General features: G+C 74.9%; 12 protein-coding genes. 6 read left to right on the top strand and 6 right to left on the bottom strand.

What is annotated here, in order from left to right:
• Nucleotides 1–112: 112 nt before the first annotated feature.
• The 5 genes from IR170_RS15840 to IR170_RS15820 form a co-directional block, all read right to left on the bottom strand.
• Nucleotides 113–607, bottom strand: coding sequence for a MarR family winged helix-turn-helix transcriptional regulator (locus IR170_RS15840; protein ID WP_228941707.1), 495 nt, complete (start codon nt 605–607; stop codon nt 113–115).
• 5 nt (nt 608–612) lie between these two features.
• A complete protein-coding gene (locus tag IR170_RS15835) occupies nt 613–1,299 on the bottom strand; it encodes a DedA family protein (RefSeq protein WP_193665637.1) in 687 nt (228 codons plus the stop codon).
• Between the two features lie 10 nt (nt 1,300–1,309).
• Nucleotides 1,310–2,137, bottom strand: a complete 828-nt coding sequence (locus tag IR170_RS15830; RefSeq protein WP_227489399.1) for an MBL fold metallo-hydrolase — start codon at nt 2,135–2,137, stop codon at nt 1,310–1,312.
• Nucleotides 2,134–4,332: a phage holin family protein gene (locus IR170_RS15825; protein WP_193665635.1), complete on the bottom strand. Its 2,199-nt coding sequence runs from the start codon at nt 4,330–4,332 to the stop codon at nt 2,134–2,136. Before IR170_RS15825 ends, IR170_RS15830 begins: the two co-directional genes overlap by 4 nt.
• Before the next feature lie 204 nt (nt 4,333–4,536).
• On the bottom strand, nt 4,537–5,355 hold the full coding sequence (locus IR170_RS15820) for a putative protein N(5)-glutamine methyltransferase (RefSeq protein WP_319805120.1): 819 nt from the start codon (nt 5,353–5,355) through the stop codon (nt 4,537–4,539).
• 204 nt (nt 5,356–5,559) lie between these two features.
• On the opposite strand from IR170_RS15820, the gene IR170_RS15815 reads away from it, so the two are divergent.
• A complete protein-coding gene (locus tag IR170_RS15815; protein ID WP_319805119.1) occupies nt 5,560–6,618 on the top strand; it encodes an MBL fold metallo-hydrolase in 1,059 nt (352 codons plus the stop codon).
• A gap of 4 nt (nt 6,619–6,622) precedes the next feature.
• Nucleotides 6,623–7,261, top strand: coding sequence for a hypothetical protein (locus IR170_RS15810; protein ID WP_193665631.1), 639 nt, complete (start codon nt 6,623–6,625; stop codon nt 7,259–7,261).
• Nucleotides 7,262–7,354: 93 nt separating this feature from the next.
• Here IR170_RS15810 and IR170_RS15805 read toward each other — a convergent pair whose 3' ends face one another.
• On the bottom strand, nt 7,355–8,200 hold the full coding sequence (locus tag IR170_RS15805) for an aldo/keto reductase (protein ID WP_056903307.1): 846 nt from the start codon (nt 8,198–8,200) through the stop codon (nt 7,355–7,357).
• A gap of 97 nt (nt 8,201–8,297) precedes the next feature.
• Between IR170_RS15805 and IR170_RS15800 the strand changes: the two genes are divergently transcribed.
• The 4 genes from IR170_RS15800 (at nt 8,298) to dnaJ (ending at nt 12,685) form a co-directional block, all read left to right on the top strand.
• Complete coding sequence (locus tag IR170_RS15800) at nt 8,298–8,735, top strand: NUDIX hydrolase (RefSeq protein WP_200918980.1); 438 nt, start codon at nt 8,298–8,300, stop codon at nt 8,733–8,735.
• A gap of 149 nt (nt 8,736–8,884) precedes the next feature.
• On the top strand, nt 8,885–10,747 hold the full coding sequence (gene dnaK, locus IR170_RS15795; protein ID WP_193665629.1) for a molecular chaperone DnaK: 1,863 nt from the start codon (nt 8,885–8,887) through the stop codon (nt 10,745–10,747).
• Nucleotides 10,744–11,403 (top strand): nucleotide exchange factor GrpE, encoded by a 660-nt coding sequence (gene grpE / locus IR170_RS15790; RefSeq protein WP_319805118.1) that lies wholly within the window; start codon nt 10,744–10,746, stop codon nt 11,401–11,403. The genes dnaK and grpE overlap by 4 nt, the downstream gene beginning before the upstream one ends.
• Before the next feature lie 88 nt (nt 11,404–11,491).
• On the top strand, nt 11,492–12,685 hold the full coding sequence (gene dnaJ / locus IR170_RS15785; protein WP_193665622.1) for a molecular chaperone DnaJ: 1,194 nt from the start codon (nt 11,492–11,494) through the stop codon (nt 12,683–12,685).
• The last annotated feature ends 1 nt before the right edge of the window (nt 12,686 follow it).

Here is a 12,686-nt window from a genome sequence, read left to right as displayed (position 1 = left end):
CCCGAAGATAGTTGGACGTCCTACTAATTGCCCACGATAGCCGCCCGGACCCCGCCGGTCGAGGGTGCGTCGGCCCCGGTCGGCGCGCCGGGTCGTGCGCCGGGTCGTGCGCTCAGTCGACGCGGTCGCCGCTGCGGGCGCGCAGGGCGGCCAGCAGGCGCGAGAGCGCACCGACCTGGGAGGGCGGCAGCCCGAGGGACTCGAAGACGTCGCGGTTGAGCCCCGCGGTGGCGGTGGCGGCGATCGCGCGGCCGGCGTCGGTGAGGGTGGCGAGCACGATGCGGCGGTCGCCCTCGCCGCGCGAGCGCTCGACGTAGCCCTGCCGCTCGAGGCGGTCGACCGCGCTGGTGACCGACGTGGGGTGCACCTGGAGCAGCGAGCCCAGCTTGGTCATCGGCAGCCGTCCCGCGGAGGTGAACGACAGCAGCTGGAGCACCTCGTAGCGGGCGAAGGTGAGGTCGAGCGGACGCAGCACGGCGTCGATGCGCTCCATGAGCAGCTGCTGCACCCGCACCAGCGAGGTCACCAGGGCCATGCCGTCGGCGGCGTCGTCCCACCCGTGGGCGACCCACTGGCGGTGCGCCTCGCGGATCGGGTCGGTCGTCACGCGGCTCAGTCTCCCGCACGCGGCCGGCGCCGCCGTGCCGATCCCATCGCCGATCCCAACGCCGATCCCGGCGCCGATCCCGGCCCGGACCCCGGCGACGGCGCCCCGGACGGTCCCAGCCGCTTCCTCAGCGCCGGGGCCAGCGACGAGCCGAGCGAGAGCAGCAGCGCGGCGAGCACGGCGACGACGACGGCCGTGGTGGTGTCGGCGAGCAGCGAGCCGCCGGCCAGCCCGATGGCGGCGTAGACGACCGCCCACAGGGTGGCCGCACCGACCGCGGCGCTGGCGAAGCGCCGCGCGGGGTAGCCGGTCAGCGAGGCCACCAGCAGCACGGGCACCCGCCCGCCGGGCACCAGCCGCGAGACCAGCAGCGTGCGCAGCTCGTGCTCCTCGATCGACTCGCGCAGCCGGTGGAGCCGGGTCTCGGGGTCGTCGGGGCGCAGCCACCCGACCCGCCGCGCGAGGGGCTCACCGGCGCGGCGCAGCACGGCGTAGGTCGTCACGTCGCCCACCCAGGCGGCCGCGCCGCCCACGGCGACGACCAGCGGCACCTCCCACAGGTGCGAGTCGGCCGCCAGCACCGCGGTGGCGCTGACGGCGGCCCCGGTGGGGAGCACGGGCACGATCGCGCCGACGGCGACCACGCCGAAGAGCACCAGCAGCGCCACCGGGCCGAAGTGGTCGGCGCTCACCGGACCGCCCTCACAGGACGATCCGCTCAGCGGGGGAGGCGAGGACGGGCCGGGCGCTGCCGGCGCGGGCCAGGGCGTCGGCGAAGCGCCGGCCCGGGGTGACGAAGAGGCGGTGGTGGGTGGCGCGGTCGACGCGCTCGAGCCCGACCGGCCAGAAGGTGCCCCAGTGCACCGGCACCGCCCAGCGGGCGCCGACGCGGCGCACGGCCTCGGCGGCCTCGTCGGGGTCCATGTGCTCCTCGCCGAGGCTCGGCCCCCACCCGCCGACCGGCGCCAGGGCCAGATCGACCGGCGCCACCTCGCGCATGTCCTCGCGCAGCCCGGTGTCGCCGGGGAACCAGAACGACGCCGGTGCGGGGGCGGTGGCCCCGGAGGTGGCCCCGGAGGTGGCCCCGGTGGCGGGCCCGGTCACGCGGAAGCCCAGCGCCGGCGGCCGCTCCCGCGCCCACGGGTGGCGCCGGCCGTCGTGGGTGGCCGCCAGCACCTCGACGTCGACCCCGCCCACCCGGTGGGTCTCGCCGGGACCGACGCCCAGCAGCCGGTCGCCGAGGTCGGCCAGCAGCCGCTCCCCGCCGCGCGGCACGACGACCGGCACGTCGGCGGCGAAGCGTCGCAGCGAGGGCAGGTGGCAGTGGTCGAGGTGCAGGTGGGAGACGAGCACGACGTCGGCGAGCGCGGCGTCGGCGGGCGGCAGCGGCGTACGACGGCGCAGGTGCACCAGCCGCCCGGCCAGCAGCGGGTCGAGCGCCACGCGGACCCCGCCCAGCTCGACCGTGGTCGACGCGTGGCCCCACCAGGTGACGCCCAGGCGCACCGGACCCGGGGCGGGGGCGCTCATGCGGTCTCCCCGACGCGCCCGGCCGACCCCGCCGAGCGGGTGGGGGAGTCGGCGCGCAGCCCGAGCCGCTCGAGGCGCGCGACCAGCGTGCGGTGCACGTCGAGACCGGTGAGCGGGGTGGTGGGCACCTCCCAGTCGGCGGGGTGCAGCAGCAGCGCCTCGGTCTGCCAGCCGCCGAGCCCGCCGTGGGAGCCGACGAGCTCCTCGAAGGCGACGACCTCGCCGAGGGCGGGGTCGTGGGCGCCCAGCACGACGAGGTCGCCGACGTGGTCGCGGCGCTCGAGGTCGAGCAGGTCGGCCGCGGCCCGCGGCCCGTAGGTGGCGAGCGGGTCGGCGCCCTCGCCGTCGACCACCCCGTGACCCGGCCGCAGGACGCACCAGCCGCCGGGCCCGTCGACACGCAGGTCGCCGTCGCGGCGCCCGGGGGCGGAGAGCCGGGTCACGACGCCACCGACGCCCGGGTGGGCGGCCAGGCCCGCCACCAGGTGCGGGTGGAGGGCGGCGAGGTCGTCGTGGGTCAGGCGCCCGGGGCGGTCGGTGCGGTAGACGTGGGCGAGGCCACCGGAGACGGCGACCAGCAGGCGGGCGGCGGGTGCGCCACCGCCCGTGCCCCCGTCGGGGGTGCCGCCGCGGGTGCCGCCGGCGCGGCGTCGGGGCCGCTCGGCCACCGACCGGGTCGCCCGGGTCAGGGCGCGCCCGGAGCCCGTCGCCCCGGCCAGCAGCATGCTCGCCGGCACCCACGTCTCCTCCGACCACGTGGCCCGGTCGGCGGGGCTGCGGGGGTCGGGGGCGGCCGCGCCCTGTCCGGCGTGCGCGTCGGCGAGCTCGAGCACGACGTCCTCCAGGGTCCTGCCGGTGAGCTGGAGGAAGGTCGTGCCCTGGGCCTGCCCGTGGTCGGAGACGACGGCGAGCTCGTAGCGCCGACCGACCTCGCCGCAGACCTGGTCGAGGAACTGCAGCACGCGGTCGAGGTTCTCCAGGGTGCGCATCGACTCCGGCCGGGTGGGGCCGGCGTGGTGGGCGACCTCGTCGTAGTCGACGAAGTCGACGAAGACCACCGGGGTCCCGCGGGTGAGCTGCTCGGTGACGACGGCGAGGTTGAGGTCGCGCAGCACCACGGTGGTCAGCCCGCGCAGCAGCAGGAAGGCGCCGCCGCGCCCGACCCGGGGCCGCACGTCGCGCGTGCGCTGGCGGCGGGCCTGGTGCCACTCGGTCACCACCTGCCCGCCGAGCAGGGTCAGCGAGCGCAGGAAGCCGCTGCGCAGCGCCATGTAGGACGCGGCGCCGCGGTCGGAGCCGGGCAGGCGGCCGTCGCTGATGGTCAGCACCGAGGTGGGCGCGTCGCCGGAGAAGAGGTTGGACACGCTCGCGCCGTCGTCGGCGAGCAGGCCGCGGCCGTCGGACATCGCCGCCTCCACCTCGGCGGCGTCGACGGGGCGGCTGGCCGTGAGCAGCCGCCCGCGGCCCTTGTCCCACCAGCGGAAGCCCGGCACCGCGGTCACGTCGCCGTGCAGCAGCACGGCCTGGCCGGCGGGGGTGGTGGCCGGCACGCCGGTGTGCCAGCCGCGCATGCGGTGGCTGCCCGAGCGCAGCCAGCGCGACACCGTGGGCAGCGCCCCCGCGGTGATCGCCTGGCGCAGCAGCGGCTCGCTGACCCCGTCGAGCTGCACCACGAGCAGGCCCGGCCCCTCGCTCCCGGCGCGGCGCGTACGACGCACGGCGCGGCCCAGGAGCTGGCCCAGGAACGCCTCGTCGGAGCTGGCGTCGAAGAGCCAGTTGACCGCCGCGGCCGCGACCGCCGCCGCCCAGGCGGCGAGCACGACCTGGCCGGCGCTGAAGGGCTCCACGGTGGGCACCAGGGCCAGGGCGATGCCGAGCACCACGGCCTGGGCCAGGAAGCCGGCGAGCAGCAGGCCCACCACGCCGGTCAGCACGGTGAGGCGGGTGATCAGCGGACGCACGAGCGCTCCGACGGCGAGCACGCCGACGGCCAGCGCCGCCACCGACTCCGCGCCGCGGGTCACCTGGGTGCCGGGCAGCAGCCACAGGCTCGCGGTGAGGGCCAGGAAGGAGGTGGCGAAGGACCGCAGCGACCCGCGCAGCCAGCGCCACGAGGGGCGGGACGCCGCCAGCTGGCGGCGCACCAGCAGCCACTGGCGCGACCGGAGGGCCGGCGCCGGCGGGGAGGTCGTCACCGCGTCACCGTAGCCAGCCCCGGCGAGCGTCCGGTCACGCGGCGCCGTACCCGGGGCCCGTCGGGGCACGGGGCTCGTCCGGCACGGGGGGCCGCGGGGTGCGGCATCGACGGCCCTCCGCTCGCAGGCGCCTCCCACCGGGCCTGCGCGCGCCCCCCGGACCGAGGGCCGCCGACGACAGGGCCATGCCCGGTGACGCGTCACCTACACCTGCGGTCCGGACTGGTCCAGACCGGTGGCGGGGCGCGGGAGGGTCGCCACCACGGCGATACCGTCGACGTCGTCGTCGCGCTCCACAGCGGCCCGCAGCCCGGCCCCCCGCGCGAGGGCCAGCGCCGTCCCGACCTGGCCCGCGCCCACCTCGAGCACGAGGGCGCCGCCCGGGCGCAGCCACCGGTGGGCCTCGGCGAGCAGGCGCCGGTGCAGCACCAGGCCGTCGTCGCCACCGTCGAGGGCGGTGCGCGGCTCGTGGAGCCGGGCCTCGGGCGGGAGGGTGGCCAGGGCGGCGGTCGGCACGTAGGGCGCGTTGGCGACCGCCACGTCCACCGCCCCGCGCAGCCGCTCGGGCACCGCGGCCCAGAGGTCGCCCCGGTGGACCCGCGGGCCCTCGGGGCCGTCGGGCAGGTTGAGCCGGGCGCAGGCGACGGCGACCGGGTCGAGGTCGGCGGCGTGCACCACCAGGTCGGGGCGGCGCGCGAGGAGCACGGCGCCGACGGCGCCGGTGCCGCAGCACAGGTCGACCACCGTGGCCCCCGATCGCAGGCGGGCCTCCGCGGCGCGCACCAGCACGGCCGAGCGCCGCCGCGGCACGAAGACCCCGGGGGTCACCACCACACGGGTGCCGGCGAGCTCGGCCCAGCCGACCACGACCTCCAGCGGCCGGCCCGCCACCCGCTCGGCGACCATCCGCTCCAGCGTCCCCGGGTCGGGGGATCCCTCGGCCGCGGCGCGCAGGAGGCTCGCCTCCTCCTCGGCGTAGACGCAGCCGGCGGCACGCAGCCGCGGCACCAGCGGGTCGTCCACACGCCCATCCTGCCCGAGCGGTCCCGGCGTAGGGTCCGCCTCGTGCCCCCCACACCCGCCCCGACCCCAGGTGAGACCCCAGGCCGGACCACAGGCCGGAGCGCACGACAGACCGCGGGCCGGACCGCGGGGCCGGGCACGTCGACGGCCCACGCGGTCTCACCCGACTCCGGCGAGCACTGGTCGGCCGAGGGCGCCTGGCCGGTGGCCGACGGGCTCCACCGGATCCCGCTCCCGCTGCCGAACGACGGGCTGCGGGCGGTCAACGTCTACGCCCTCGAGACCGACGACGGGTTGACCCTCGTCGACGGTGGCTGGGCCCTCCCGGCGGCCCGCGCGGTGCTGGAGCGCTCGCTGGCCCGGATCGGCGCGGGCGTCGGCGACGTGCGCCGCTTCCTGGTGACCCACGTGCACCGCGACCACTACACGCTCGCCTCGCAGCTGGCCGGCGAGACCGGCGCCCACGTGTCCCTCGGGATCGGCGACAAGCCGGCGCTCGACCTCTTCCACAGCGACGCCTGGCCCGGGCGCAGCCCGTTCCCCGACGTGCTGCGCACCGCCGGCGCCCACGGGGTCGCCGAGCGGTGGGAGGAGCACGCCCGCAGCCAGGAGGAGTTCGACCTGGGCCACTGGGCCTATCCCGACGCCTGGCTCGAGGGCGACCACCGTCTCGAGGTCGGCACCCGCACGCTCGACGCCGTGCACACCCCCGGCCACACGCCGGGCCACTACGTCTTCGCCGACCGGGCCGCCGGCCTGCTGCTCTCGGGCGACCACGTGCTGCCCACGATCACCCCGTCGATCGGCTTCACCGTGCCGGTCGTGGCCTCGCCGCTGGGCGACTTCATGGCCTCCCTGGCACGGGTGCGCGAGCTGCCCGACCTGCGGGTCCTGCCCGCCCACGGCCCCGTCGCACCGTCCTCCCACGCCCGGGTCGACGCCCTGCTGGCCCACCACGAGCACCGGCTCGCGCTGTGCCTCGAGGCGCTGCGCGGCGGGTCCGTCAGCGCCGCCGACGTCGCCGCCGTGCTGCCCTGGACCCGGCACGACCACGCCTGGGCGAGCCTCGACGTCTTCAACCAGGGCATGGCCGCGATGGAGACCAAGGCCCACCTCGACCTCCTCGTCGCGCGTGAGCAGGTCGACGCCACCCCCGACCCCGCCGGGGTGGTCTCCTACGCCGCCCGGCTTGGCTCGCCGACCGCCGGCGGCGAGAATGGCCCCGCGGGCGCCGGCACGGGCCCCGCCGACGACGGGGAGTGATTCGGTGGCCGAGCACGACGACCACGACGGCACCGGCGGCACCGGCGGCACCGGCGGCAGCAGCGCCCGGACGCCGGCCCAGGAGGAGTCGCACGAGGTGCGTCGCGCGGTGGCGACCGGACTGGCCGCGCTGCTGGGCGTCGGGCTGGCGGTCGGCCTCGTGCTGGGCGGCGTCGCGCTCGCCGTGACCCGCGTCGCCGGCGTCGGCGACTCCGGAGCCACCAGCAGCGCCAGCGACACCGGCTCCCTCTACATCCCGCGCTTCGAGGACACCGGCGCCCCCGGGGGCCCCGAGATCACCCTCGGCGGCTCGGCCACCGCGTCGGCCACCCCCTCGCAGAGCCCGTCGCCGACGAGGAGCGAGAAGCCCGACGGCGACCTCACCCTCAACGCCGGGCAGACCTCCGTCGCCCCGATGGGCCAGATCGACCTCACCGGCGTCTTCCCCACGGGGGAGGGGGCGGTGCTGCAGGTGCAGCGCTTCGCCGGCGGCGGGTGGGAGGACTTCCCCGTCACCGCGGTGGTCAGCAACCAGACCTTCGCCACCTACGTGCAGACGAGCACGCCCGGGGTCAACCGCTTCCGGGTGCTCGACCCCGACAGCGGCACGGCCTCCAACGAGGTCCGCGTCACCGTCGGCTGACGTCTCTCCGACGCTTCCCGACGCGCAGCACCCCTGGACGCAGCAGCACCCCGGACGCTCGGCGTCCGGGGTGCTGCGGTGTGCGGTCGTGCCTCAGGCGGGCACGTAGTCGAACGTGTCCGGGTTCGGACCGGTGCGCCCGTCCTCGCCCTTGTCGAGCCCGGCGATGGTGCTGACCTCGTCGGGGGTGAGGGCGAAGTCGAAGATCGCGAAGTTCTCCTCCATGCGCTCGCGCTTCATCGACTTGGGGAAGACGATGTCGCCGCGCTCGACGTGCCAGCGCAGGGTGACCTGCGAGGCGGTCTTGCCGTACTTCGCCGCGATCTCGCCGATGGTCGGGTCGTCGAGCACCGCGCCCTGCGCGATCGGCGACCACGCCTCGACCTCGATGCCGTGGCGGATCGAGGCGGCGCGGGCGTCCTCGTTGGTGAAGTAGGGGTGGACCTCGATCTGGTTCACCGCGGGCACCACGCCGGTCTCGGCCACGATGCGGTCGAGGTGGGCCGGCTGGAAGTTCGAGACGCCGACGGAGCGGGCCCGGCCGTCGGCCACGAAGGAGGCGAGGGTCTTCCAGGTCGAGACGTAGTCGCCGTCGTAGAGCGTCGGCAGCGGCCAGTGGATGAGGAAGAGGTCGATCTGCTCGAGACCGAGCTTGTCGAGGGTCTCCTCGAAGGCGCGCTCGGCGTCGGCGGGCCGGTGGTAGCCGTTGTTGAGCTTGGAGGTGATGTAGAGCTCGCTGCGCGGGATGCTGGAGGCCTTGAGCGCCTCGCCGACCTCCTGCTCGTTCTGGTACATCTGCGCGGTGTCGATGTGGCGGTAGCCCACCTCGAGCGCGGTGGAGACGGTGTCGGCCGTCTGCTCCGGCGGCACCTGGTAGGTGCCGAAGCCGAGCTGCGGGATCGTCGTCTGGTTGTTCAGGGTGATCGTGGAAACGGTCATGGGAGTGGTAGCGAGCGAGCGGCACGGATCATTCCTGGTCTCACCCGATCGGGCGTCCCGACCGGGCGCGGTTGACCCGGCCGGAAGGATGGGAGCCGTGCACTACACCGACTACGACACCCGTCTGGCCGCCTACGCCGTGATCACCGACGACGCCGGGCACGTGCTGCTCGCGCTCTGGAACGAGGGCAGCCGTCGCCAGTGGACGCTCCCCGGCGGCGGGGTCGAGCTGCACGAGAGCGTGGAGCAGGGCGTGGTGCGCGAGGTCAAGGAGGAGAGCGGCTACGACGTCGAGCTCGGCGACCTGCTGGGCGTCGACACCTACGTCATCGGCCCCGAGCGCCGCCTCAACGGCTCGGGACGCCCGATGAAGGCCGTGCGCGCTCTCTTCGCCGCCCGCGTCGTGGGCGGCGAGCTGACCCACGAGCGCGACGGCAGCACCGACGAGGCGCGCTGGATCTCGGTGCACGAGGTGGGCGGGCTCGACCGGGTCTCCGTCGTCGACATCGGGCTGCGGATGGCTGGTCTGCGCTGAGACGGCTGAGCCAAGTTGAGTCGATGAGACTCAACTAACTTGTCTGGGCGGCGCGGGCGACGCATCATGGAGTCATCGCCGGACGCAGCCCCTCGGGGCGCGCGGACGGCCCCACTCACCCGCAGCATCCCTAGATGGAGGTACCACCCATGGCACGAGCCGTTGGCATCGACCTCGGCACGACCAACAGCGTCGTGTCGGTCCTGGAGGGCGGCGAGCCCACCGTCATCGCGAACGCCGAGGGCGCCCGCACGACCCCGTCGGTCGTCGCGTTCGCCAAGAGCGGCGAGGTGCTCGTCGGCGAGGTCGCCAAGCGCCAGGCCGTCACGAACGTCGACCGCACCATCCGCTCGGTCAAGCGCCACATGGGCACCGACTGGAAGCAGAAGATCGACGACAAGGACTTCACGCCGCAGCAGATCAGCGCCTTCGTGCTGCAGAAGCTCAAGCGCGACGCCGAGGCCTACCTCGGTGAGACCGTCACCGACGCGGTGATCACGGTCCCGGCGTACTTCTCCGACGCCCAGCGCCAGGCCACCAAGGAGGCCGGCGAGATCGCGGGCCTCAACGTCAGCCGCATCGTCAACGAGCCCACCGCGGCCGCGCTGGCCTACGGCCTCGACAAGGGCGACGACCAGACGATCCTCGTCTTCGACCTCGGTGGCGGCACCTTCGACGTGTCGCTGCTCGAGATCGGCGAGGGCGTCGTCGAGGTCAAGGCGACCTCCGGTGACAACCACCTCGGTGGCGACGACTGGGACTCCCGCGTCGTCGACTGGATGGTCAAGAAGTTCAAGGACGGCAACGGCGTCGACCTGGCCGCCGACAAGATCGCCAAGCAGCGCCTGCAGGAGGCCGCGGAGAAGGCGAAGATCGAGCTCTCCTCCTCCAGCGAGACTACGATCCACCTGCCCTACATCACCCACGGCGAGTCGGGCCCGCTGCACTTCGAGGAGCGCCTGACGCGCTCGGAGTTCCAGAAGCTCACCGCCGACCTGCTCGAGCGCACCAAGACGCCGTTCCAGAACGTGCTCAAGGACGGTGGCGTCGCCGTCGACAAGATCGACCACGTGGTGCTCGTCGGCGGCTCGACCCGCATGCCGGCGGTCTCCGACGTCGTCAAGGAGCTGCTCGGCGGCAAGGAGCCCAACAAGGGCGTCAACCCCGACGAGGTCGTCGCCATCGGCGCCGCGCTCCAGGCCGGCGTGCTCAAGGGCGAGGTCAAGGACGTCCTGCTCCTCGACGTGACCCCGCTGTCGCTGGGCATCGAGACCAAGGGCGGCGTGATGACCAACCTCATCGAGCGCAACACCACCATCCCGACCAAGCGCTCGGAGATCTTCACCACCGCCGACGACAACCAGCCGTCGGTCGAGATCAAGGTCGCCCAGGGCGAGCGCCAGATGTGGGCGCAGAACCAGCCCCTCGGCAACTTCGAGCTGACCGGCCTCCCGCCGGCGCCGCGCGGCATCCCGAAGATCGAGGTCACCTTCGACATCGACGCCAACGGCATCGTGCACGTCTCGGCCAAGGACCAGGCCTCGGGCCGTGAGCAGTCGATGACGATCTCCGGCGGCTCCGCGCTCGGCAAGGACGACATCGACCGCATGGTCCGCGAGGCCGAGCAGTACGCCGAGGAGGACGCCAAGCGTCGCGAGGCCATCGAGGTCCGCAACCAGGCCGACCAGCTCGTCTACACCACCGAGAAGTTCCTCGGCGACAACGGCGACAAGATCCCCGACGACGTCAAGACCGAGGTGCAGGCCGATGTCGACGCGCTGAAGGCCACGCTGGAGAACTCCGAGGCCTCGGGCGAGGAGATCACCGCCGGCGTCACGAAGCTCAACGAGTCGAGCCAGAAGATGGGTGCGGCCATGTACGCCGCGGCCGAGGCCGACTCCGCCGCCGCCGGCGGGGCGACCGGCGCCACGGGCGAGGCCGACGACGACATCGTCGACGCCGAGGTCGTGGACGAGGACACCACCGGCCCCGCCGAGGGTGGGTCCAAGTGACCTCAGCCCCCGGCGAGCAGCCGTCCGGCGAGCACCCCGAGGGCACCTCCGGGGCGGGGGAGCCGCAGCAGCCTGCGGCTCCCTCCCCCGAGGGGGCGTTCCCGGCGGAGGCGGCCGAGATGGCCAACGAGACCGAGGTCGAGGAGGAGCCCGTGAGCGGCGACAGCTCGCAGGACCCCACCGAGCCGACCGGCGCGGTGGGTGGTGACCCGGCCGACGACGAGCTGGCCCTGGCCCGCATGGAGTCGGCCGAGCGGCTCTCCGACCTGCAGCGGCTGCAGGCGGAGTTCCTCAACTACAAGCGCCGTGTCGAGCGCGACCGCGAGCTGATCAAGGAGAACGCGACCTACGCCGCGCTCGCCCCGATCACCGAGGTGCTCGACACCATCGACCGGGCCCGTGAGCACGAGCCGCTCGAGGGCGGCTTCAAGTCGGTGGCCGAGCAGCTCGAGCGGACCGTGGCCAACCTCGGCCTGATCCGCTTCGGCCAGCCCGGCGACGCCTTCGACCCGAGCCTGCACGAGGCCCTCTCCCACCTCGGCGAGGACCCCGAGGTCGAGGTGACCACCTGCAAGGTGATCGCCAAGGCCGGCTACCGCATCGGCGACCGGGTCGTGCGCGCGGCCCAGGTGCTCGTGGCCGACCCGGCCGGCTGAGGCCCGACCCGCGCCGGCACGACCAGCACCGGCACGACCAGCACCGGCACGACCAGCACCACCGAGACCAGAGAGGGGAGGTTCTCCCGTGAGTGACAACGGCTTTCGCGCCGACTGGGCGCAGAAGGACTTCTACGCCACGCTCGGCGTGACCAAGGACGCCGGGGCCGACCAGATCAAGAAGGCCTACCGGCGCCTGGCGCGGGAGAACCACCCCGACTCCAACCCCGGTGACACCGCCAAGCACGACCGCTTCAAGCAGGTCGCCGAGGCCTACGACGTCGTCGGCGACCCCGAGAAGCGGGCGAAGTACGACGAGATGCGCTCGCTCTACGGCAGCGGCGGCTTCGGCGGCGGCTTCGGTGGGGGAGGCACCTCCGGCGGTGCCGGCGGCTTCAACCTCGACGACCTGCTGCGCGACCGCGCCGGCGCCCCGGGCCAGGGCGGGCTCGGTGACATGTTCGGCGACCTCTTCCGCGGCGGCGGGGCCGGTGGCGGCCGCACCCGTCAGCGCGTGCGCGCCACGAAGGGCGGCGACGTCGAGACCACCGCCACCATCAGCTTCACCGACGCCCTCGACGGCGTGACGATCTCGCTGCGGCTCAGCTCCGACGCGCCCTGCGCGACCTGCTCCGGCACGGGTGGCAAGCCCGGCACCAAGCCCCACGTGTGCCCCGAGTGCGAGGGCGCCGGCTTCGTGGTGGCCTCGGTGGGCGGGGCCTTCTCGATGAACGAGACCTGCCCGGCCTGCCACGGCCGCCAGCTGCTCTACGACGACCCGTGCCCGACCTGCCACGGCAGCGGTCGCGGCCAGTCCTCGCGCACCATCCAGGCCCGCATCCCCGCGGGGGTCAAGGACGGCCAGCGCATCCGGCTGCGCGGCAAGGGCGGTGCGGGGGAGCACGGCGGCCCGGCCGGCGACCTCTACGTCACCGTCAAGGTCTCCGGGCACCGCCTCTTCGGCCGCAAGGGCGACAACCTCACCCTCGACGTGCCGGTCTCCTTCGACGAGCTCGCCCTCGGCGCCGACGTGCGGATCCCGACGCTGGCGGGCACGCCGGTCACCCTCAAGGTGCCGGCCGGCACCCCCAACGGGCGCACCTTCCGCGTGCGCGGCAAGGGCGCGCGCAAGAGCGACGGCACGTCGGGCGACCTGCTGGCCACCGTCGAGGTGCAGGTGCCGGCCGTGCTCGACGCCACCGCCCGCGAGGCGGTGGAGGCCTACCGCGCCGCCACGGCGGGCAGGCCGCTGCGCGCCAACCTCTTCGAGCAGGCCGGGTGAC

This window comes from Nocardioides kribbensis (assembly GCF_015070375.1).
Classification (GTDB): domain Bacteria; phylum Actinomycetota; class Actinomycetes; order Propionibacteriales; family Nocardioidaceae; genus Nocardioides; species Nocardioides kribbensis.
Note: the sequence above shows the minus strand (reverse complement) of the source record. Positions and strands in the feature narration are given on the sequence as shown.

Excerpts from the sequence above, each read along its gene's own strand:
- IR170_RS15830 (WP_227489399.1), bottom strand. The coding sequence starts at position 2,137 with ATGAGCGCCCCCGCCCCGGGTCCGGTGCGCCTGGGCGTCACCTGGTGG.
- IR170_RS15805 (WP_056903307.1), bottom strand. The coding sequence starts at position 8,200 with ATGACCGTTTCCACGATCACCCTGAACAACCAGACGACGATCCCGCAG.
- dnaK (WP_193665629.1), top strand. The coding sequence starts at position 8,885 with ATGGCACGAGCCGTTGGCATCGACCTCGGCACGACCAACAGCGTCGTG.